Below are 22,507 nucleotides of genomic sequence, written 5' to 3'. Positions count from 1 at the left end.
TTTTCATCCCCTTGAAAATATAATACCTACATCTCTTATAATAACAGACTTTCTCTTAAATGATAAGAATTCTCACTCTTATATATAGATATTCTATATTTATTTTAAAAAATTCCTCTTGACCTAAACTTAAGTTTAGGCTGTATCCTTTCCATTGTAACCTACTATAACACTACTGGAGGAATTCAATATGAAAAAATATGCTTTTATAACAGGTGCAAATAAAGGAATTGGATATGAACTTGTTCGTCAATTAGCAGAAAAAGATTATCACGTATTTTTAGGTGCTCGTAATGAACAACTTGGACAACAAGCCGTAGAATCTTTAAATGTTTCAAACGTTTCCTATATTCAAGTAGATATTTCAAATTCACAATCCATTCAAGAAGCAATAAAGAAAATTTACGAAATGACTGACCACTTACATTTATTAATTAATAACGCAGGCATAGCGCTAGACTTCAATACACTACCTAGTGAATTAAATATTGAAACTTTACGCCAAGGATTTGAAGTTAATTTTTTTGGAACTTTCCAAATGATGCAAGCCTTTTTACCATTATTAAAGAATTCAAGCAACAGTAAAATAATAAATGTAACAACTGACATGGCCTCACTAACAATGTTTGCTAATGGTGAAACACATCCAATTAATACACTAGGATATAATTCTTCCAAAACAGCTATTAATGCTTTAACATTAGCTTTTAGTAAAGAATTTGCCACTAACGGTCCAGAAGTATTTGGGGTAACTCCTGGTTTTACAACTACGGATCTTAATGGAAATTCCCCTGGTGGCCATACAACCACTGAAAGTGCTAAAATTATTATTAAATATGCATTAAGTGAAACAAACTATAATGGTAAAATACTTAACAAAGATGGCATTATACCTTGGTAATAAAAGGATGAATGATATGTATTATACAATTGGGCAAGTCGCCAAAATGCAACATTTAACTATTTCTCAAATACGTTATTACGATAAACAAGGACTGTTTCCTTTTCTGCAAAGAAACGAAAAAGGAGATCGAGTTTTTGATGAAGAAGCACTGAAATATTTAGAAATGATTTTGTGTTTAAAAAACACCAGTATGCCAATTCAAAAAATAAAACAATTTATCGACTGGTCTATGGAAGGAGAATCTACCATCCTTCAAAGGTTAGCATTAATGAAACAACAGGAGACCAATGTCTTACAGTTCATGCAAGACATTGAAAAAAACTTAAAAAAGATACAACAAAAAATTGCTAAATATGAGAATGAAATAACTTCAGCAAATGCTATTAAAAAATAAAAAAATCACCTTCTACATATTGTAGAAGGTGATTTTTATTTTATGATGCTTGCTTTCCTTTATCTGCATCATCTACATACCAGATGAATTTGCCTGTATATCCGTAAATAACTGCTAAAATTAACGATACGAAGCTTAACCACATAAACGGAACGTATGAGAACGTTGCTACACCTAAAATACCAGCCATAAAAATACCATTATCAGACCATGGAACCATACCTGAAGTTAACGTTCCACCTACTTCTGAGTTACGCGCTAATACACGACGGTCTATTTTTAATTTATCATAGCTATCTTCCATAATTTTTGGTGTTAAAATTAGTGATACATACATCGCACAACCAAATATATTAGCTAAGAATGCCACGATTAATGTAGACAATGTTACATTACCTGCAGAATTTAATTTCTTCTCAAATTTTGATACGATTACTTTTAAAACACCTAGTTTTTCAAGTAATCCACCAAATCCTAAACCGAAAATAATAACGGCTACTGAGCCAAGCATGCCGTTAATTCCACCACGGTTTAATAACTTGTCAACAAACTCAACACCAGATTGAATTGAGAATCCGTTATAAGCTGTTCCAATCGCCTCTCCAAAGTTCATCCCTTGGAAAAGAGTTGCCCAAATTGCACCAATTAAAGCTCCCATTGCAATTGTTGGCATAGACGGTTTCTTCATCGCTAATAGAACGATAACAATGACCGCCGGAACAAGCATCCATATTTTAATATCAAATTGCTTTAATAAAGCTTCTTTTAAAAATTCTACTCGATTCAAATCTACATTATCGCCGCCATACATCCAACCAGCTACAGTAAACATAATACTAGTAATAATATAAGCCGGAACATCTAATACGAGCATAGCTCGAACGTGAGCAATAACATCTACTTTCGCCATAGAAGCTGCAAGAACTGTGCTATCAGAAAGTGGTGATAATTTATCGCCGAAATAAGCTCCTGAAAGAACTGCACCAGCAACAAGCGGAAGTGGTAAACCAAGTCCTTCACCAATCGCCATCATAGCAATACCTGCTGTTCCCACTGTTCCCCAAGACGTTCCTGTTGCGATAGAAGTTATAGAACAAATAATTAATGTTGCTAATAGGAATATGCTAGGGTGAATAAATTCTAATCCATAATAGATTAATGTTGGTACTACCCCACCAGCAATCCACGTTCCAATTAAAGCACCTACTGCAACTAAAATCAGTATTGCTTCTAATCCGTTAGAAATCCCTTTCGTAATTGCATCTTGCAATTCTTGATAACGAAATCCTAATCTTAATCCAAGCGCAATTACTAAAAACCATGAAATAAATAGCGCTAATTGAATTGGGAGATCAAAAATCGTTTGGAAGGAAAAGACAACAGCAAGAAATAGTAATAAAAGAACTATGATTTCTAGCATCGATGGTAATCTTACACTTTTCATTTTTTTCTCTCCTTACAAGTCGATAACATGACGTATGTCGTCTTACATGTATGTAATATACAATTAGCGAAGACAAAACAAAATTTTCATATTATTTCGATTTATTTTTCCAGTATAATATATTCACAACCCTTTCTATTGTAAAAGTAGATTACGTTTTTCGCAATGAAAAATATAAAAAATGTTGTATTTTTATTTATCCCGATATTTTCGGCCAATAAGACCTCCGCCTTAAAATTCAGTAAGTGCAAAGCACTTAGGTAAGAAATTAACTACTGTAAAATTCCGAATCGATATGAACATATTAAAGCTTCACTTTATTTACAAGGAACAATCCCATACTAACTTTTTTAATATTTGCTGCAACAAAACTTTTTACAACTATCTTAACTTTTTAATTCACACCATTATTTTCTACGCAAAAAATAGGGCACACATCCTTAAAATGATGTATGCCCTATCTTTATTTATACATATTTTGTATTTCTTCTTTATTTTTAAGTATTTCCTCAAACTTATCACTACAACCCTTCGGAAATAACACTCCCAGTCCATATGAATGCGCAAATTGAAAATGAGGGCACTTCGCTTTTACCTCATCCCAAAACTTATACACGCCGAAATCACCACTTCTAACTTCAATATCATGAAATAATACAATACCGTTTTTCGCGACTTTCGGTAGCCATGTATTATAATCGTGAGAAACAGCTTCATACGTATGATAGCCATCAATATGCAAAAGATTTATCGTTTCATCTTGAAACCGGTCTACAGCATCATCAAAAGTAGATCGAATTAAATTTCCTATATTAAGGTAGTTATCGCTCACTACTTTTTCTACTATTTGAAAAACCCCTTCTCCATATGGACCTGTATGCCCATCTCCAGCCCAAGTATCTACTGCAAAGCATTTAGTCGATAACCCTCCATCTTTTACTCCTTGACAAAAACTGAAGAAAGAAGCACCTAGATGTGTACCTAACTCAACTAAAGTTTCCGGTTTTTCAAATCGTACTAAGTCATATGCAAAATCTAAATGTCCACTCCACGCAGATTGTGACCGAATAATAGGACTAAATGTTTCAAATTCAAATGATGGTTTATGAGTAACCCAGTTCATCGCATAACTCCTTCTGCACATATTTTTAACAAACCAAATTACTCTTATCTTTATTTTTTTATTGCCATGATTATGATTCTATTTCATGAAAATATGAAGAATTTATTCTTTTCTATTGAGGTAAAGCATCATATACATATGGGTCAGTTGGCTTATTAATTTTCTCGATTTTGTTTACTTTTACAAGTGGAAAGACTGTTCCTTTATATGTCGTTTCATCTAATAATCCTGTTATTTTCACCCATGTTTCTTCTGGAATTTTTTCAATATTTTTCCCGGTAACAATCATCCCCCAGACTGATGCATCCGCAATACAACAAGTTATACCATATCGAGCCACTACTGCTTTATTACCCGTCACATCTTTATCCTTATATATAAACCCTAAGAATGTAATTTCTTTCCCTTTAAACCAATTGACATTTTGACCAATTACATTCATTGTTTGAACATAATCCTTATCCTTTACTTGTAGTTTACGCTGTCCTAACATACTTTTTACTACTTGCTCTTCCGTTTTATAAGTCGTTGATAAATTTGATGTTTCTTCTGGATCCACGGATACTTCTCGCCCATCAAAATTAACCTGTTCCCCCTCTTTTTCATTCCTTTCCAGACTTCTCGACTGTACACTTTGATTCATACCCCTTTTTTCTGCTAAACTTCCATCAATTGTTACACTTCCAAAGAGAAAAGCACTAACTATCGGAACGACAAATAAAACATATACAAAGAAACTTTTTATCCCTGATTTTGATGTTGTATGATGTTTACAACAATTACAATCATGCTGTTTCTCTCTTCCATCTCCCCAAACTTGTACAGTACCAAAAATTAAAATTACTACAAAAGCTATATACGTAAATTTGATCATTTTTGGAGCGATAAAATTATAAATATTACCTGTTACAAGTAGTTTAAATAAGAGCATTGCTAAACCAATTAAAATAATGCCACGAATATAGCAATGATATGCCTTCTGCTCCTCTTTCCCCATTCTTTCTCACCTCCTATAACATTATGATTTGCAGGATGGTATACACAGATATAATGACAATTCCTATCAAAAAGAATACAAATCTCTTTTGAAAATATGCAAATAGCATTAACGTATTTTTCATATCAAGCATAGGCCCAAACACAAGAAATGCGAGAAGTGCCTTTACCGAGAAAACATGTCCAAAAGATGCCGCTATAAAAGCATCGGCTGCAGAGCAAATTGATAAAACATAACCAAATCCCATCATAATAAAGGGGGCAATTACTTCGTTATGTGCTACTGCATCCAGTACATTCCGATCAAAAAACGTTTGAAATACACTTGCTAAAAAAGCACCAATCAATAAATACTTACCAGTATCAAAAAACTCATCTACAATATGATTCATAACATCTTTCCAACTCTTTTTATTGCTTGTTTGAACTGAAACCTCTACATCTTTTAAAACATTTCTTTCGCGATAGCAATAATACACAATTAGACCTATGAATAGAGCAACTAAAATTGTTATCCCAAAGCGTGCATATACAACGTAATCATTTTTTGGAAACGCATATACAGTAGATAAAAGAACAACTGGATTCATAATGGGTGCACTCAGTAAAATAACAATGCCTACATGAAGTGGTAACCCCTTTTGAATGAGCCTTCTTACAATTGGTATAATGACACATTCACACATTGGAAAAAGAACTCCCACAAATACTGCCGGAATCATTGCAACAATCGGAGATTTCGGCATTACTTTTTGAATCATATCTTCCGTCACAAACACTTGAATACATGAAGAAACAATTACCCCTAATAAAATAAAGGGTATTGCTTCAAAAATGATACTTAAAAATACTGTATTCACATTCAACCATTCCTGTGGCATATTTTTGTGCAAATTTGCTAGACTTGTAAAATCTACAAAAAATAATAAAAAGAGAAACATAGCGATAAGAGCTATGCCTACTAATTCTTTTGAAACTCTATTAAAGACCAAGCTTCTCGCCTCCATTTTATTTATATGTAAACATGTGCTTGTCCAAATGCTCCATACTACAGCACAAATTTTATAGTCTATTTCTATTCTTAAATCGTAATCATTATGATTTATTCTTGCTTTTTCTTTTCCCATCGTTTAACATAAAACGTAATCATTACGATTTAAAGGGGAGATCATTTCATGAAAAAAGTACCTATCACTGTATTAAGTGGTTTTTTAGGATCTGGAAAAACTACCTTACTACATCACATTTTGACTAATAAGAATAACTTAAAAGTAGCTGTCATCGTTAATGACATGAGCGAAGTAAACATTGATGCATCTCTTATAAAAAAGGGTGGTTTTTCACGTACGGAGGAAAAACTAGTAGAAATTCAAAATGGCTGTATTTGTTGTACACTACGAGAAGATTTAATGATAGAAGTGAATCGTCTTGTTGAAAATGGTGATATTGACTATATTATTATTGAATCTTCTGGTATAAGTGAGCCTATTCCAGTTGCTCAAACATTTACTTATACAGACGAAGTTCTTAACATTGATTTAACAAAAAATTGTCGCCTCGATACGATGGTTACAGTTGTAGATGCAAATAGGTTTTGGGATGATTTTGCAGACGGAGAAAGTTTATTAGACCGAAAACAAGCAATCGATGAGAATGATACCCGGGAAGTTATTGATTTATTAATAGATCAAATTGAGTTTGCAAACGTAATTATTCTTAATAAAATAGATTTGCTAGAAAAAGAAGATGTGATAGAGCTTCATCATTTACTAAAAAAATTAAATCCTAATGCAAAAATTCTTGAAGCTTCGTTTAGCAAAGTACCATTACAAGAAATTTTAAACACAAATCTATTTAATTATGAAGAAGCTAGTCAATCGGCCGGCTGGATACAAGAATTAAATAGTGAACATCATACACCGGAAACGGAAGAATACAGTATCAATTCCTTTGTTTACCGTCGCAAATATCCTTTCCATCCCGAGCGCCTTATGAATTGGCTAGAAAAATGGCCTTTAGATGTTGTAAGAGCGAAAGGATTCTTCTGGCTCGCATCTCGTAATAATATGATAGGGCTTCTATCTCAAGCAGGTTCCTCTATTACAATTCAAGGAGCCGGTGAATGGATAGCCGCATTACCTGAAACTGAAAGAAATCAAATGATTGCAGAAGAACCAGAAGTATTAAAAAACTGGGACGAGCGATATGGAGATCGAATAACTGAGCTCGTATTTATCGGTATTGATATGAATCGTTCTGTGATTGAACAATCATTAGATGATTGTCTATTAACAGAAAAGGAAATGGGACAAAAGTGGAATACATTTATTGATCCTATTCCGGCTTTTACTTATACTTCATAATAATTAATAAAAGGCTTCAGTAGAATGAAGCCTTTTTACTTTATAGCACTCTTATTTAATAGGTTTGCTTTAATTATAAATACAATTGTACCTAAAACAATTAATATAGCATATACGATACCAACTACATCCCCTATTTTTTCCAAGCCAAGCGGTAATATTATAGTAGCAACTCCAACTATATAAGAAAATGCTCCTGAAAGCTTCGCTAATTTATTTTTATCTCCAACAAACGTTTCTTCTTGATATCCTGCTAATAAAAACAACCTCTTTTTCACATGTATTTGATACCCTAAAAAAATGATAAGTAACCCAACAAATAAACAAACTAAAAATCCAGCTAACATATACTCCCCCTCCTCTACAATATTTTACTATACATAAAAAAAATAAAATTAGAAATTTCAGTTTATTAACGAGTTATTCTGTGATATATTGCATATTGTATTCAATTTATATTTTTAGAAAGGAGAATTTTAAATCATATGGATTCAAATCGATTAAAAGGAATTATAATGGTCATAATCGGTGCTTGTTTATGGGGCTTGTCTGGTACAGCTGCACAACAGCTTTTTCAATATGACAATGTTTCAACCGAATGGTTAGTTACGATCCGTTTACTTATATCTGGAATTATTTTACTCATTATTTCCTCATTCGGAACGAGAAAAAAAGAGATATTTGGCATTTGGAAACAAAAATCTGATGCTATTAAAATGATTTTGTTTGGTCTATTCGGTATGCTTGCTGTACAGTATACGTATTTCGCTTCAATTAAAGAAGGAAATGCTGCCGTGGCAACATTATTACAATATTTAGCTCCTATATTCATCACTGTATACTTACTTTTCAAATGGAACGTTCGTCCATCAAAAATTGATTTCATTTCAATTACCCTTTCATTAGTAGGCACTTTTCTCTTACTAACAAACGGGTCTGTTCATAACTTGGCTGTTTCTACACCAGCTATTATTTGGGGTATTTTATCTGGATTATCTCTCGCTTTTTATAGTTTATATTCAAAGGAATTGTTAGAAAAATGGTCTTCCTCCGTTATCGTTGGATGGGGCATGATTATTGGGGGTATTGGTGTAACGATTGTACACTTTATTTCTACAAACGAATTCATTTTATTATCAACTATGAAATATGTAAAACTAAGTACCCTACCGCTCATCACATTTGTCGTCATTTTCGGGACACTTATTGCCTTTTATTTATACTTAGACAGCATACGATACCTGACTCCGAAAGAAACAACATTATTTGGTTGCACAGAACCACTCGCAGCTATTATTTCTTCTGTACTTATATTGCACGTGCCATTTCAATCTTTTCAGTTATTAGGCGCTTTTTGTGTCATTGTAATGGTGCTCATCTTAAGCCAAAAACCGGATGAAGGGAAACAAAAATTAAAGCTTGTTCATGCAAAAAAGGAAAATATACAATGAAAGGATTGAATTCACTATGCCTGTCCCTCAAAATTATAAAAAACCAGGAAGAATTTCAGCAAAATCACTCGTTTTAAATCAACTACAAAATTGGATTATTGAAGGTGTACTGAAGCCCAATGAAAAAATTAATGATGGGGAATTGGCTGAGGCACTCGGAGTAAGCAGAACACCTGTAAGAGAAGCACTTCAAATATTAGAGCTTTCTGGATTAGTGGAAATGGTACCAGGACAAAAAACGAAAATTGCTCCTATTAAGTTAGACGACGTATCTATCATTTATGAAACGATGGCTGGTCTTCACTCTATTATAGGAAAGCAAGCTCTTCAAAACATTACAGACGCTGATATTCAACTACTTTCTGAAATAAATGATCATTTTCAGCACTCTATAGAGAAAAAAAACGCAAAACAAGCTTTAAAATTAGATATACAATTCCACAATACAATTTCTTCTATTGCTAAAAACCAATATATTGAACCCTTTCTAGAAAATATGCAACTTCACGTTTTACGTCTTGAATATTTGTTTTTCCAAAACTTTGTTCCAGCAAGTCAATCTATTGAAGAACATCACTCTATCATTCAAGCATTACAGAAGCAGGACGAAAAACAAATGGAACAATTAATGACCCAAAACTGGCTCCGTCCCATGAAAGAAATACAAAAAATAATTTCTACGAAATAAAAGGAGAGCTGGTTACACAAAATCGTAACCAGCTCTCCTTTGACTAATCTATATAGCTATGCCTGAACATTTGCATAATCTTCCATATCTTCGTACTCTTTTTCCAATTCCTCTAAAGACAGCTCGTATAATTGTCGGTCGCGAATCTTAAACACACCTGCTCCAATTAACTCATCAATTAAATGCCTCTTACGATTTTCAACAGCAAAACGGAGTTGACTACTCATCTTTTAAAAAACTCCTTTCTACGATCATTGAAAATGATAATCTTTATCAATTACCACTTTTGATTATAAAAGATGACTCTTTATAAGTAAAGTAATTTCATGAAATATTTACCTTGCAAAGTATTTGTGGCCACATTATATATATGTATGCCGTGCGAAAAATGTTATGACACTTTTTCTTATCCTTTTTCTTTCATACTTTGCAAGTTGTCTCATCGTGATGAAATTCACCATCTATTTCTACTTGAATGGTGACATGTTCTACATGAAACTTCTCCTTTAATACATACGTAGCCTCTTTTAATACACTTTGCGTTTCATTCCCTTTAATAATAAGATGACATGTTAATACTTGAAAATCTGATGTGACAGACCATATGTGCAAATCATGAACTTCTTTGACAATCGGAATATTTAATAACGTACTTTTTACCTCTTCAACATTTATGTGCTGTGGTGCACCTTCCATTAATATATGAACCGTATCACGTGTTACACGCCATCCACTAATAATGACTAAAATAGACACAAGAATACTAGCAATCGCATCTGCAGCAGTCCATCCGAAAAATTTAATAAGTAACGCAGCAATGATCGCTCCGACGGAACCCAATAGATCGCCTAGTACGTGCAGGAAAGCACTTCTTAAATTCAAATTACCTTTCACATCTCCGCCTCTCATTAATATCCAAGCTGATAAAATATTAATAAGCAGACCAAGGACTGCAATAATGAGCATCCCATTACTAGCAATCTCAACTGGTTCTTTAAAACGACGGATTGCTTCAATAAAAATGTATACCGAAATGACAATAAGAACGACACCGTTACATAATGCTGCTAACATTTCGACTCGCTTATACCCGTATGTTTTCGCAGTTGTTGCTGTTTTTTCTCCGAGCTTAAACGCAAGTAAACTTAAAGCTAAAGATACTGCATCACTTAGCATATGCCCCGCGTCAGATAGTAGTGCTAAGCTATTTGTTACAAATCCACCAACAACTTCTGCAATCATAAAACTTGTTGTTAGTAGGAAGGCAATTAGTAATGCCTTTTTATTTTTTGAATGACCATGATCATGCGAATGTCCCATACTTATACTCCTTTAAGTACAATATCTGTATGTTAGTATGAAACAAACTCCCCATCTTTATCCCGAATCAACTGATTGTAAACGCCCGCTTCCTCTGTATACACACTTCGCTACTTTTTAGACAATCCCTTTTTCTCAAATAAAAACAAGACTACTTCTTTTTTATTTTCATATTGTTTACTAATGAAAGACTTTTTAAGGAGGTTACTAAAATGAAACGTTTATTTCTCTGTATGGAACGTGAACTTGTTGTAGTGAAAGAACAATATGATAACTATGAAACGACTTACCACTTACAAAATATGCAACCTACCTGTATCGCTGTTGATCCGTTCCGCCCAAACCGTGTATATTGCGGAACATTCGGACGAGGTCTATGGTTAAGCGACGATAGCGGGGATTCATGGAGACCAATTGGAGATTCTTATCGTTACTTTGATTTCCCTAAAGAAGATGGTATTTTACACTCCTCTATCACTTCCATAACAATAAGCTCAAATGAACAAGTGAACGGATATGGGGTCGTTTATGTCGGCACAGAACCGAGCGCTTTATTTCGCTCTGAAAATGGTGGTGAAACGTGGACTGAACTTAAAAATATGAAATCATTATTATCTTCTTATACGTGGGCTTTCCCGCCTAGACCTTTTACCCATCACGTACGCTGGATTACAGTTGATCCAAACAACCCTAATACAATACACGTTTCAATCGAAGCTGGTGCTGTTATTCAAAGTAATGATAAAGGGCATACATGGATTGATAAAAAATTCGGTGCTCCTATCGATGCTCATCAATTACTTATGCACCCTGAAGCACCAAATCGTCTTTATGCATCATGTGGTGACGGATTTATGGGCGGACCTGATCGTGCTTATCTTGAAAGTTATAACAATGGAAACAGCTGGATCTCATGTAGTGAAGGACTTGAACATCATTATTTATACAGCATGGCAATTGATCCAGCTGATTGCAATACGATTCTCGTTTCAGCTGCACCGAGTGCTGATCTGGCTCATCACCGTATCCCTTATGAATCTTATATTTATCGAAAAACGAAAGATACTCCGTTCCAGCAAGTACAACAAGGACTACCATCTGCAATCGGTACAGTCATTTCGATGTTTGCTACAAACGAAGCCGAACCACATACGTTCTACACGTTAAATAACAATGGCGTCTTTCAATCCAATGATAGCGGCGAATCATGGGAACAACTAAACATTCCGTGGAAAGATGAATATAAAACGCAGCATCCGCATGCACTACTCGTTACTAGTTCTTAACGAAAAAGAGACTGCCTAAATGGTTTTAGGCAGTCTCTCTTTTATTTCTTTAAATCAATGACAATATCATCTAACACAATATCTTTACTCTTCGCTTCTTTTTTCGGCACTTCTATTTTCTTCTCTTTCCCATTCACATACTCTACTCCACCATGATTTTCAGGTGTATGTACTCGCAAGTGCACACGAGGTGTAACGATAAGCTTTGTTGCATTTTCGTTTAACTTTTGGAATGTAGAACTCCAACTACTTTTGTGCGGTTCGGCTACTGTACTAGTTCCGCCATTTCCTTCACCAGCATATTTATTTCCTAAATCATCTTTTATTTCTAATTCCACATCAGCGCTATCCCATATACTTCTTAATACTTTAGATTCTTCCTGATTGAAAAAAACGATAAATGACATCGGAGTTACTTCCATTTTGTCTATATTTACTTTTATTAATTCATTTTCAGAAACCCTATTAACCTTTACTTCTTTACTCTCCATTGCTTTTAAACTAAGTGCGAAGTTCCAATTCCCCTTAATTGAATTACCTTTATAATCCAACTCAATCTCTTCCATATTCCACCAAACGTTTGCAACATCTAACCTTTTACTACTATTACCACTCATCGTAGTCATACCTACGTACTTTTTCTCTCCAACTTTTGTTACTTGAGAGCTTCCTCCCCCGCCATTAAACCCCATCACCTGCGGATATCCAAATATATTTGGCTTCTCACCTAAATCTTTATCACTCTCAATAGAGTATGTGATTGTGATTGTTCTACCATCGAACACAGCATCATTAATTGTAACCTTAACCCCATTACTCTCCCTTGTCATATTCAACTCAGTCGAAAACTCTTTATAATTTTCATATAACCCTGTTCTACCATTATCTAAAAATCGGAATATGTCCCCTACAATTGGCAATCCCCCCGCATATGTAGGAAATCCGATACCGAGTGTTGCAACTGATAATCCTACTAAAATAGATGCAGCAGCCACACCTTTTTTCCAACTTTTCATCTTTTTCTTCGTACGTATCGATTGTTTTACATTTCGTTTTACTTTTTCCTTTTCAATTTCAGAAGCCTCAATTTCTTCTAGTTCTTTTTCGTCTATATCAATATCATTTAATAGTTCATAAATGTCTTTCATATTGCACTACCTCCAAAACTAATATTCGTAGCATTTTGTTGTAGTTTCTTTTTCCCACGGTACACTCGATTATCAATTGCTGCCCGAGTTAATCCTAACTTGTCACCTATTTCCTCTGTCTTCATACCAAGTAAATATTTCATAATGAACACCTTTTGATCTAGCGGTTCTAATTGATTAATGAGCTTCAATAATTCTTCCCTATCTTCCATAACGATTAATTCGTCTTCTGCTGATTTTTCTGTACTGATATGAAACTCATCTGAAATGATTTCTACCGTTTTAGTCGATTTCCGGTAATAATCAATTGCTTTAAACTTTGCAATAGCTGCAATCCACTTTTTAAAATCACTCGGCTCTCCATGAAATTTATTTGCGTTATTCCAAATGGAAAGAAATATATCGTTTATACATTCCTCTATGAGTCCATCATTTTGAATGGGAAGTAGAACTTTATGCGTGATCCCCTTTATGAGTGGTAAGTATGTATCGACAACAAATTCTAACGCGTCTTCTTTTTGCCGCTGTAATCTTTTTATAAAATTTTTCTCATTTGATTTCATGTAGCGATTCCCCTTATTGTTTTGTAAAAGCTTTTACACCCTATATAACGTCTGAGAAAATTTTTTCTCTCATCTTTTTATTTTTTGTATGTAATGGAATACTTTCCCTTAGCCATTGTCTCACATAACTATGCGTTCAAAGAAAATTTTCTCAAGTCTGTAATTTAATTCATGTAGTACACTATTTATATAGTCACTTTTTAACTTAGTGTACATTTTATTTCGTTAATCTACTATTTTAATTTAGGAGATGAGATGTGTATGTGTGGAATTACAGGTTGGGTAGATTGGAAGGAAGACCTTTCAAATCAACATGTTATTTTAAAAAAGATGGCAAATAGTATTGAGCATCGTGGTCCAGATGCTGAAGGATTTTGGTTTTCACCTCATGCGGCCTTTGCACACCGGCGTTTAATTGTAATTGATCCAGAAGGCGGGACACAGCCGAAGACATTCCGTGCTGGTGATTATACGTATGCTCTTACCTATAATGGAGAAATTTATAATTTCCGTGAACTTAAAGAGCAGCTTCAAAAATGTGGGCATGCATTTGAAACCCATTCAGATACAGAAGTATTACTACATGCTTATTTAGAATGGAAAGAAGACTGCGTGCGATATTTAAACGGAATTTTCGCTTTTGCCTTATGGGATGATCAGAAGCAACAATTGTTTTTAGCACGAGATCATTTAGGTGTAAAACCACTCTTTTACACAGAAAGAAATGACAGTATTATTTTCGGCTCTGAAATTAAAGCATTATTAGCGCATCCATCTGTCCCTGCTGAACTTGATGCGGGTGGAATAAATGAAATATTTGGATTAGGCTTATTTCGCACTCCAGGATGTGGCGTCTTTAAACATATTCAAGAAGTACGTGCTGGACATTCTATAACATTTACACGTCATAAAAAAGTAGTTACGAAGTATTGGAATTTAGAAAGTAAGTTCCATACAGACTCTATAGAAGATACATCTTCGCATATTTTATCTATTTTACAAGATACAGTAAAAAGACAATTAATTGCCGATGTTCCTCTCGTTTGTATGTTATCAGGCGGATTAGACTCTAGCGGTATTACTGCACTTGCGGGTAAAGAATTTGCTGCGGAAAATAAAACACTTCATACGTATTCCGTTGACTTTGTAAATAGTGCAAAAGATTTCGAGCTGACATTTGCTCGCACTGGTTTAGACGCTCCTTGGGTAAAACGCGTTTCTGAACATGTAGGGACAGCGCATCATGATATTATTGTGAATGCTGAAGAATTAGCAAATCACTTATTCGTTCCCCTTCATGCGAAAGATTTACCGAGTGCTGGTGAAATGGAAACTTCACTATATTTACTATTTTGCGAAATGAAAAAAGATGCGACCGTAGCTTTATCCGGTGAATCGGCTGATGAAGTATTCGGTGGATACCCTTGGTTTCATCAAGAAGAATTACTATATGTAGATAAGTTTCCTTGGCTAACAAATTGGAAAAATACATCTCCTCTTCTACTAAATGAAGTAAGTAACCAATGTAATCTAGAAAACTATATTGATACACGATTCCAAGAAGCGATACTTGAAGTACCTACTCTTGAAGGGGAAAGTAAAAAATCCGCGAAACAACGCCAAATGTTTTATTTATTTTTAACAAGATTCCTTCCTTTCTTACTTGACCGTAAAGATCGTATGAGTATGGCTGTTGGATTTGAAGTTCGTGTACCGTTTTGCGATTATAGATTAGTTGAATATTTATGGAATGTTCCTTTCAACATAAAAAGTATTGATAATATTGAAAAAGGCATTTTACGTAGAGCACTACAACCAGCTTTACCTGACGATGTACGTAATAGAAGAAAAAGCGCTTATCCAACTTCACAAGATCCACACTACTTACAAACAATCCGTAATTTAACACTTGATATGTGTAGCAATAAAAACAATCCTATTTTCTCACTTATTAACCATTCTATCTTACTTTCAATTGCTGATCAAAGTAATAAAGAGATTAACAATTTTGAAGCAAGAAGTGCCATGGAGTATATGCTACAAGTAAATGAATGGTTAAAAACATATCACATCCATATTGCTTAACAAAAAGGAGTTCAAGGATAAAAACCTTGAACTCCTTTTATATTAATTAGCACATTGTTTATTATCAGTATCAATAGACCATCCAATAATCGTGGCACAGTCTCTACCTTTCCACTGCAGTACATTTGTTAATACGGGCTCAATCTGCAAGCTATTTCCGTCGTGTAATATTTCTACTAAAGATTGATCATCATCAAACCTTCGTTTGTCACACTCTAAAATACCGTCCGTTGCCATTACAATGTGATTCATTCCTTTTTCTAATCCTCTTACACCTGACGTAAAGCAAGGTGTATTTGCTGCAAAAATATTTTTCCTGCCAATATATTCGTAATTCTTCCGTTTATTTAATCGTCCTTTTCCATTTTTCGTTTTCTCAGAATGGAATAAATACGCGAAACAATCACCAACTGATAACCAATATAAAAATTCGCCTTTTCGTAAACAAATTAAGCAAGCGAGTTCCTCATCATCTTGATCACACTTTTTAATAAATAACTCATCTGTAAATAACGCTAATAAGTACATATGTGTATGATGGAAAGCTAAATGTATTGGATATGAGAATAACTCTTTTAGTTTTTCTTTTCTTTCCGAAATCGCTTCTATTATATAATCTATATTTTTTGTTTTGTGATGTGTATCAAAAATCATAACAAATTCAAATTGTAATTCAGGATCCCACCAAGCCAGCACCGCATCTCCTCGTTCATATGCATCACTCTCTTGATTTCCCCCATATACGCCGACTGAAAGAGGACCACATTTTTCAACATGTATTTCATCTACATACATCTGTTCATGACTAATCCATTTGAATGTATTCACAGCTATCATCCTCTCTCTTGCTAAATGTATACCTTTACACATAGATTACCTTATATTTCAATAAAAATAAACTTTTTCAACATTTTTTATCCAAATAAAAGGGTTTTATTTCTGAAATCACGAATATATCTTACTATACGATATAAAAAGGAGATTTATTATTATGTACAACATTAATCAACATTGGGAGAGCATTTATTATCACTTACGATACGAATACGAGGACAACCTTTCCCACCAAGCAATTCGTATTTTACAAATCGTTTCTCGTGAGAAAGATATAACAATTGGAAAAGTCGCTACTGAGCTTAGTCTTTCTCATAACACAGCATCTGAACATATAAAACGCCTTATTCAAAAGGGTTTCATCGTTAAAGAGAGAAATAAAAAAGATGAAAGAGTGGTAAACCTTACATTAACAATTGAAGGAATTGAAGTATTAGAAAAACATACTTTACTAGATAAAGAAAAGATAAAAATATTAGAATCACAGTTATCAACAGAAGAACAACAATTAATTGAAAAAGCATTTTCCTTATTAGCGAAGGAGGCAAAATATGCATTTCCTCGTTAAAATAATCGTTTCGGCACTTATTATCGGCGTTATCACTGAAGTCGCTAAACATTACAGTACGATAGGTGGCTTTATTGCTGCCCTTCCTCTCGTGAGTTTACTTAGTTTATTTTGGATTTCATTCGAAGGCGGAAATAAACAAGAATTGAGTCAATTTGCTTTAGGGGTATTATATGGATTCCCCGCATCAGCACTACTATTATTTATTGTCTATATTGGTTTAAAAAATTCATTTACACTTAGTACATCTGTCCTACTTGGTATAGGTGTTTGGTGTATCGTTTTTGCTTTTCAAAAATTATTTCAAGCTTAGGAGGAATTAACATTCATAAATTTGTAGAAATAATGGGGCAAAATATAGAAGTACATATAAAAGGAGATGGTAAACAAACTGTAGTCATTCAAACCGGAATGACTTGCTCATTTTATGATTGGTTTCCTATTATAGAAAAGCTTTCAGAGCACTTTACAGTTGTTTCATACCATCGCCCAGGTTACGGAAAAAGTGATTTAGGCAATCAGCCGCGTACAATAAGGCAAGTTACAAAAGAGCTACATATGTTACTAAACAAACTAGCTATTCAAGAACCATTTATTCTAATCGGTCATTCCTATGGAGGATTATGTGCACAACATTTTGCGATGTTACATGAAGATAAGCTGCAAGCACTTATTTTAGTTGATTCTACTTCGATGAACTTACACCGTTTAGATGAACTTCATTTACCAATTTCTGATCAAACTGATTCTGATGATGTTTGGTTTCAAAAATATAATATGTATTCAAAAATGGATGTAGACACACTTTATAACGAACTAAAACCTATTCTCACCGATCAATCAAAACAGCAAATTGAATTCTCTACCTCGCCTTCATTATATAAAGCGACAGCTTCTGAACTATCGGAGTGGAAAAACTGTGCTCTCTCACTAAAAGAGCTATGTAAAACATTAGAAATACCATTAATCGTTATCGGTAGAGATCCTCAATATTCTATTACTCAATTGACTAATGGTGGCATGCCAAAAGAGGAAGCAACACAACTTGAAGCAATGTGGCAAGAACTAATTCACGAACAATTACACCTCTCAACTAACAGCCAATATATTCTTGCCGAACATGCTAGTCACGGTATAGAAAATGATCGACCAGATATTATTATTGAAGCGATTCATTTCTTACAAATAAAAAAAGGAAGCAACTAAAGCTGCTTCCTTACTTATCTATTCATAATCTTCTTCATCATCGATTTCTTCGTAATATGAACTTCCATTACTTACATATATAGGGCCATTCGCAACATCAATACGTAGTACCCACGCCCATGGCACAGCTAAACGTTTATGTATCGCTCGCCAAAAGCTCATTGATTTTCTTTCGTACTCCTGGAACTCCTGAAGTAACTCTTTGTAGGAGGAACCGTCTAACTGAATATTTGCTTCTAACAAACGAGAATGGGCATAGTACTGTAACTCTAGTTCAGCAGCAATTTCCATTTCTTCTTCCGTTGCCATACCAATGATTGTTCCATCTTCTGGTGCAATTTCATATACGTTTTGAACTTCAATAAGCCCTTCTTTCTCTTTCTCAAACATGTAAACAGCCTCCTTTAACATATATTTTTTATGTTACAAAGTCATACTTCTACAATAACTTCTCTCTTTCCTCTTTTTTTGATAAACTTTTACAAAATATTTAACCGATGACCTGTTTTCTCTATTCTTTCAGCAGAAATGAAACGATTTTTATCAAAATTTAATTTATACACATCAGGCATATGAAGTGTTTTCCAAAACTCAAAATCATATTTCGAATTAAAATAATTCATGAGTAATACCATAATATTTCCATGCGTACCTATTACAATATTCTTACCTTCATATTGTTTTAATATATTTTGCATACATATTACAGCGCGCCTTTGTGCGATATCATTCGATTCTCCGCCTTCGTATGCAAAACTCCAATCTTCCCACACATTCTGCATAGCATCATTAAAATTTGATACTGGCTCTGTGCTCAATAATCTTTCACGCAAATCTTCTTCTGTTTGTATTGATAATTTATATGTATTCGCAATTCCTTGTACAGTTTGGATTGCTCTTTTGTACGGACTAGAAATAACAACATCAATATGTTTATCTTTTAATAAATGTGTTACATTCTCTGCATCACAGTGCCCTTTTTCAGATAAAGGTCGTTCCCGTTCTTCTTTTGTATATGTAGAATGGGCATGGCGAACGAAATATATTGTTGTCATTTTTCAACCTCCTTTCTTATTTTCAATTTATATTCAATAATAAGATTGGAAAATCCTGTATTACAAAAAAGCACTTTTCATAAGTGCCCCTTTGTTTACATAATAAAATTATTTCATTATAATTTATTTCTGAATTTCTCACTTATGACAATATCTCGAATAAAGTAATCCATATTACTTAGAAGCTTTTCAAATGCTTTTTCACTCAAATTGTTCATCATAAAGACAATCTCAATCTTATTCCCTTTTTTATCAGTACCATAGAAACTATTTGTTAATACAAATGCAGTAGAACCACCTTTCTGTCCAGCAAATTCGAACATACCCTCTCCTACGGTTCCTTTAAATATATTCTCAATCTCACCTTGCATTTGTGGTGTAAAATAATTTCTGCTATTTATCTTTTCCAGTAAACTCATGTAATCCTTCGCATTTGCACCTATAAACCGATCTGACCAAATACGCTGAAAGTCCATATCGGCTTTTAAAGATATCTCGCGTTTTGTCCATTCTTTCTCGTCTTTCATCCATTCATGTATTTGCCATACATGCTTAACATATTCATCATTAGACATATTACGTAGCTTGTCCAATGCTTTATTTTGAGGAATATGCAGTTCTTTTTCAACATAGCCCCTCATATATAATGCCCCTGTATACGTTGGATAAAATTCATCGTGACTATTTAAGCCTAACTCTTTCAAACTTTCATTTATCCGCGCTGCTCCAAGCTTGTCTAATAAATATGATGCATTCGCATTCGAACTATAATGGATCATTCCTTTCACTACTTCTTCTAAAGAAGTTTGACCACCCTTCACTAACTCTTTAACTTTTACATCATCTAGCCATGCAGGGTGTGCACCACCATCAGTATTTTTCACATAGTATTTTTCTAATTCTTTCAATGAAATTTGCTCGTCTTTTCTTATTTTCCCTTCATCTACTTGCTTAGCATATTCAATTGCTATAATGATTTTCGACATACTTGCTAGCGGTAGTTTTTCTTTTTCATTTATTGATGTCAATGTTTCACCATTTCTTTTAACAATTAAAGAAGTTGTTTTATCATCCTTATGTTCTTTTATGTAATTTAGCACATAATTAGAGTCTTCTTTGGAATTGACATATTCCTTCACTGAAAAGAAAGCTATACAGCCTACTATAGTAATTCCAGCTATAATTCCAACAACTTTTAATCCCCTCATGATACTCCCCCTAAAATAAACATATTATATATTATACTAAATAAATTTCCCTTTTTAAGTAATAATTAGATTATTTATACAAAAACACTTCTTTTCTTAAACAACAAAAAAACATGCCTTCATTAGGAAAGCATGCTTTGTGATATCCTTCACATTTTTTAGTTAAAAAATAAATGTTTACTTACCATGATGTAACATTAAATCACTAAGTTCTTCTTCAATGTGATTTAATTTCGCAACGCCTTCTTTCCATTTATGAATATAACGTGAAACCCCAACAAAAAACAAAACAATAATTGTGGAAAGAATAATACCATATACGATTGCTACAGTACTCATAGTTACACTTCCTTATAATTAGTAATGTGGTTATTAGTTATATTTTTATTATAAACCTTTTTCTTTTAAAATACTTCGATTTCAACTTTTTGTAACAAAATTGATTTTTCTAACATTTCGTTCGTGAAAATGGCATATTTTTCACAAATTATACAAAACTTCACCATATGTACTATTACCATATGAGTTATATTATTAAATAGAATAAAGGGGATGATATACTATGACGACTTGGTTTATTGTAATGTTAGTTGTATTTGGAGCATTTAAAATTATCGTTTCTAGCCTTCCTAACTCTGTTATTGAATCCATTATTAGTCGCTTTGAAACACATCCACAACTCGAAGAAGAGAATGTGACTGTTACAATGAACGGAAATAACTTAGTAGGCGAACAGAAATCAAAAATTATTCATGATTTTAACGAAGGTTTATTTTTAGATCGCTATTATGCACCACCCCATAATGAAGGCACTCCTTTAATTATCAATGCAAAACGTGGTAAAAAAGATTTTACATTTTATATTTATAGTCATGAAGAGCATGTTGATGTTGTAAAACAATATAAAAAGAAGGTAGTTGCTTATAGTTTACGCTCTAAAAACCTTCAAAATAGTGATATGTTTGTGTCAGTTGATTTAGCTTAATACTCATATATAAAAAGGAATCCATGGCATATGGATTCCTTTTTACTATTTACTGAAAAATAAGCTCTGTCTTCAAACTATCTTTCGGTAACAACCAGCCTTTTTTCTCTAAACTCGCCATTAATAATTCCCTTTGTTTTGTCGCAATACTTTCTTCATTTGTTTTAAATGACACTTCTATTACGAAGTCATCTTCTAATTTTCCTGTATTACTTAATGGCCAAATTTCAATATTTGCTTTTATGTTTTCAAACTCTCCTGTATATCGTTTCATTAATACAGGACCGTAAATACGGGAATTCTTTAACATCTCTTCTCCCCAATTTGTATACAACCATTTGTTCATTTTCCCTGGTAATTTTTCTATTAACATGTTTTGAGCAGCTTGTTTATTTGGTAAATCAAGTATTCCATATCCTTTAGCACTGTAACTTTTCTTATTTGAAATGCTTAATGTTTTCTTCTCAAATCCCCAATCTATTTCCGCCTCATAACTATCCGTATTACTATCGAATCCTTCTTTTTTAGCTACTTCTAGTGCATCTTGAATTACACCATTTGGAATAGGATATCTTTTTTTATATGTTAGTTCAAAATCTTTACTAAATTCTTTCTTTCGAATTCTAGCAAACCAACCTTCCTCGCTTAAACTTTTATTCGCAGTATCTAAAAATTGCACTTGTATTCTTTCATATTTTGTACCAGCCTGGAAATGTTCTAGTACCTCTTGCTTCATCTCTTTGTTATCACCTAATACTTGTTCTGGCTTCAATAATAACTTCACTTCAAAACTAGGTTTCATTGGACTAGCTGCAAACCCTTCCTTAACGTTATAAAGGAAACAACAAAAGAAAATGCTTACGAATACAAATACTTTTTTCATATA

Annotated in this window: 27 protein-coding genes; 11 read left to right on the top strand and 16 right to left on the bottom strand. The window is 33.5% G+C overall.

The genetic code is table 11. The features are described from left to right. Positions 1-190 precede the first annotated feature (190 nt). Both ACTFN4_RS09555 and ACTFN4_RS09550 read left to right on the top strand, forming a co-directional pair. Positions 191-901: an SDR family NAD(P)-dependent oxidoreductase gene (locus ACTFN4_RS09555; protein ID WP_000759544.1), complete on the top strand. Its 711-nt coding sequence runs from the start codon at positions 191-193 to the stop codon at positions 899-901. A gap of 16 nt (positions 902-917) precedes the next feature. Further along, positions 918-1,298: a MerR family transcriptional regulator gene (locus tag ACTFN4_RS09550; RefSeq protein WP_439962238.1), complete on the top strand. Its 381-nt coding sequence runs from the start codon at positions 918-920 to the stop codon at positions 1,296-1,298. A gap of 40 nt (positions 1,299-1,338) precedes the next feature. Here the strand turns inward: ACTFN4_RS09550 and nhaC are convergent, their stop codons facing one another. From nhaC to ACTFN4_RS09530, 4 genes are all read right to left on the bottom strand, one after another. Next, positions 1,339-2,742, bottom strand: coding sequence for a Na+/H+ antiporter NhaC (nhaC, locus tag ACTFN4_RS09545; RefSeq protein WP_000843992.1), 1,404 nt, complete (start codon positions 2,740-2,742; stop codon positions 1,339-1,341). Positions 2,743-3,205: 463 nt separating this feature from the next. Next, positions 3,206-3,865, bottom strand: coding sequence for a class I SAM-dependent methyltransferase (locus ACTFN4_RS09540; protein WP_001104669.1), 660 nt, complete (start codon positions 3,863-3,865; stop codon positions 3,206-3,208). Between the two features lie 112 nt (positions 3,866-3,977). Beyond that, positions 3,978-4,862, bottom strand: a complete 885-nt coding sequence (locus ACTFN4_RS09535; protein ID WP_439962237.1) for a TIGR03943 family putative permease subunit — start codon at positions 4,860-4,862, stop codon at positions 3,978-3,980. A gap of 13 nt (positions 4,863-4,875) precedes the next feature. Next, positions 4,876-5,868: a permease gene (locus ACTFN4_RS09530; RefSeq protein WP_171053853.1), complete on the bottom strand. Its 993-nt coding sequence runs from the start codon at positions 5,866-5,868 to the stop codon at positions 4,876-4,878. Positions 5,869-6,036: 168 nt separating this feature from the next. On the opposite strand from ACTFN4_RS09530, the gene ACTFN4_RS09525 reads away from it, so the two are divergent. Then, positions 6,037-7,224 carry a GTP-binding protein gene (locus ACTFN4_RS09525; RefSeq protein WP_000757668.1) on the top strand — a complete coding sequence of 396 codons (1,188 nt, stop codon included), beginning with the start codon at positions 6,037-6,039 and terminating at the stop codon, positions 7,222-7,224. Between the two features lie 35 nt (positions 7,225-7,259). On the opposite strand, the gene ACTFN4_RS09520 is transcribed toward ACTFN4_RS09525, so the two are convergent. Next, a complete protein-coding gene (locus tag ACTFN4_RS09520) occupies positions 7,260-7,571 on the bottom strand; it encodes a DUF3784 domain-containing protein (protein WP_000879373.1) in 312 nt (103 codons plus the stop codon). A 138-nt stretch (positions 7,572-7,709) separates the two neighbouring features. Between ACTFN4_RS09520 and ACTFN4_RS09515 the strand changes: the two genes are divergently transcribed. Beyond that, positions 7,710-8,675, top strand: a complete 966-nt coding sequence (locus tag ACTFN4_RS09515) for a DMT family transporter (RefSeq protein WP_000378080.1) — start codon at positions 7,710-7,712, stop codon at positions 8,673-8,675. Between the two features lie 16 nt (positions 8,676-8,691). Then, the gene (locus tag ACTFN4_RS09510) at positions 8,692-9,363 is read left to right on the top strand and encodes a GntR family transcriptional regulator (protein WP_025709161.1); all 672 of its coding nucleotides are present in this window, start codon (positions 8,692-8,694) and stop codon (positions 9,361-9,363) included. Positions 9,364-9,419: 56 nt separating this feature from the next. Here ACTFN4_RS09510 and fbpA read toward each other — a convergent pair whose 3' ends face one another. Together fbpA and ACTFN4_RS09500 are read right to left on the bottom strand one after the other, a co-directional pair. Then, entirely contained in the window at positions 9,420-9,590 is a 171-nt protein-coding gene (gene fbpA / locus ACTFN4_RS09505) for a Fur-regulated basic protein FbpA (RefSeq protein ID WP_000098303.1), read from the bottom strand. Positions 9,591-9,783: 193 nt separating this feature from the next. Then, positions 9,784-10,683, bottom strand: coding sequence for a cation diffusion facilitator family transporter (locus ACTFN4_RS09500; protein WP_000510034.1), 900 nt, complete (start codon positions 10,681-10,683; stop codon positions 9,784-9,786). A 212-nt stretch (positions 10,684-10,895) separates the two neighbouring features. On the opposite strand from ACTFN4_RS09500, the gene ACTFN4_RS09495 reads away from it, so the two are divergent. Then, positions 10,896-11,969: a WD40/YVTN/BNR-like repeat-containing protein gene (locus tag ACTFN4_RS09495; RefSeq protein ID WP_000825323.1), complete on the top strand. Its 1,074-nt coding sequence runs from the start codon at positions 10,896-10,898 to the stop codon at positions 11,967-11,969. 41 nt (positions 11,970-12,010) lie between these two features. On the opposite strand, the gene ACTFN4_RS09490 is transcribed toward ACTFN4_RS09495, so the two are convergent. Then, positions 12,011-13,117, bottom strand: coding sequence for a DUF4179 domain-containing protein (locus ACTFN4_RS09490; protein WP_044306863.1), 1,107 nt, complete (start codon positions 13,115-13,117; stop codon positions 12,011-12,013). After that, positions 13,114-13,680: a sigma-70 family RNA polymerase sigma factor gene (locus ACTFN4_RS09485; protein ID WP_000840007.1), complete on the bottom strand. Its 567-nt coding sequence runs from the start codon at positions 13,678-13,680 to the stop codon at positions 13,114-13,116. Before ACTFN4_RS09485 ends, ACTFN4_RS09490 begins: the two co-directional genes overlap by 4 nt. Before the next feature lie 261 nt (positions 13,681-13,941). Here ACTFN4_RS09485 and asnB point away from each other — a divergent pair, with 261 nt between their 5' ends. Next, complete coding sequence (gene asnB, locus ACTFN4_RS09480) at positions 13,942-15,765, top strand: asparagine synthase (glutamine-hydrolyzing) (RefSeq protein ID WP_000333931.1); 1,824 nt, start codon at positions 13,942-13,944, stop codon at positions 15,763-15,765. Between the two features lie 42 nt (positions 15,766-15,807). Here asnB and ACTFN4_RS09475 read toward each other — a convergent pair whose 3' ends face one another. Next, on the bottom strand, positions 15,808-16,635 hold the full coding sequence (locus ACTFN4_RS09475) for a protein phosphatase 2C domain-containing protein (protein WP_002040904.1): 828 nt from the start codon (positions 16,633-16,635) through the stop codon (positions 15,808-15,810). Between the two features lie 121 nt (positions 16,636-16,756). Between ACTFN4_RS09475 and ACTFN4_RS09470 the strand changes: the two genes are divergently transcribed. From ACTFN4_RS09470 to ACTFN4_RS09460, 3 genes are read left to right on the top strand one after another with little or no spacing between them, the layout of a single operon-like run. Beyond that, a complete protein-coding gene (locus tag ACTFN4_RS09470) occupies positions 16,757-17,167 on the top strand; it encodes a MarR family winged helix-turn-helix transcriptional regulator (RefSeq protein ID WP_000282376.1) in 411 nt (136 codons plus the stop codon). Then, on the top strand, positions 17,151-17,480 hold the full coding sequence (locus ACTFN4_RS09465; RefSeq protein WP_439962236.1) for a DUF3147 family protein: 330 nt from the start codon (positions 17,151-17,153) through the stop codon (positions 17,478-17,480). The genes ACTFN4_RS09470 and ACTFN4_RS09465 overlap by 17 nt, the downstream gene beginning before the upstream one ends. Further along, positions 17,441-18,373, top strand: coding sequence for an alpha/beta fold hydrolase (locus ACTFN4_RS09460; protein ID WP_439962313.1), 933 nt, complete (start codon positions 17,441-17,443; stop codon positions 18,371-18,373). Before ACTFN4_RS09465 ends, ACTFN4_RS09460 begins: the two co-directional genes overlap by 40 nt. A gap of 18 nt (positions 18,374-18,391) precedes the next feature. Here ACTFN4_RS09460 and ACTFN4_RS09455 read toward each other — a convergent pair whose 3' ends face one another. From ACTFN4_RS09455 to ACTFN4_RS09435, 5 genes are all read right to left on the bottom strand, one after another. Further along, positions 18,392-18,763: a hypothetical protein gene (locus ACTFN4_RS09455; protein WP_000461779.1), complete on the bottom strand. Its 372-nt coding sequence runs from the start codon at positions 18,761-18,763 to the stop codon at positions 18,392-18,394. Between the two features lie 89 nt (positions 18,764-18,852). After that, positions 18,853-19,428 (bottom strand): histidine phosphatase family protein, encoded by a 576-nt coding sequence (locus ACTFN4_RS09450; protein WP_000208265.1) that lies wholly within the window; start codon positions 19,426-19,428, stop codon positions 18,853-18,855. A 116-nt stretch (positions 19,429-19,544) separates the two neighbouring features. Further along, positions 19,545-20,636: a serine hydrolase gene (locus ACTFN4_RS09445; protein ID WP_439962235.1), complete on the bottom strand. Its 1,092-nt coding sequence runs from the start codon at positions 20,634-20,636 to the stop codon at positions 19,545-19,547. 177 nt (positions 20,637-20,813) lie between these two features. After that, on the bottom strand, positions 20,814-20,975 hold the full coding sequence (locus ACTFN4_RS09440; protein WP_000108701.1) for a hypothetical protein: 162 nt from the start codon (positions 20,973-20,975) through the stop codon (positions 20,814-20,816). 65 nt (positions 20,976-21,040) lie between these two features. After that, positions 21,041-21,157, bottom strand: coding sequence for a hypothetical protein (locus tag ACTFN4_RS09435; RefSeq protein ID WP_001987133.1), 117 nt, complete (start codon positions 21,155-21,157; stop codon positions 21,041-21,043). A gap of 41 nt (positions 21,158-21,198) precedes the next feature. Here ACTFN4_RS09435 and ACTFN4_RS09430 point away from each other — a divergent pair, with 41 nt between their 5' ends. Continuing rightward, positions 21,199-21,621, top strand: coding sequence for a YfmQ family protein (locus ACTFN4_RS09430; RefSeq protein WP_439962234.1), 423 nt, complete (start codon positions 21,199-21,201; stop codon positions 21,619-21,621). Positions 21,622-21,670: 49 nt separating this feature from the next. Here ACTFN4_RS09430 and ACTFN4_RS09425 read toward each other — a convergent pair whose 3' ends face one another. Further along, positions 21,671-22,504 (bottom strand): hypothetical protein, encoded by an 834-nt coding sequence (locus ACTFN4_RS09425; RefSeq protein WP_000755315.1) that lies wholly within the window; start codon positions 22,502-22,504, stop codon positions 21,671-21,673. Positions 22,505-22,507 lie beyond the last annotated feature (3 nt).

The organism is Bacillus cereus group sp. MYBK95-2 (assembly GCF_051915225.1).
Taxonomy (GTDB): Bacteria; Bacillota; Bacilli; order Bacillales; family Bacillaceae_G; genus Bacillus_A; species Bacillus_A cereus.
Note: the sequence above shows the minus strand (reverse complement) of the source record. Positions and strands in the feature narration are given on the sequence as shown.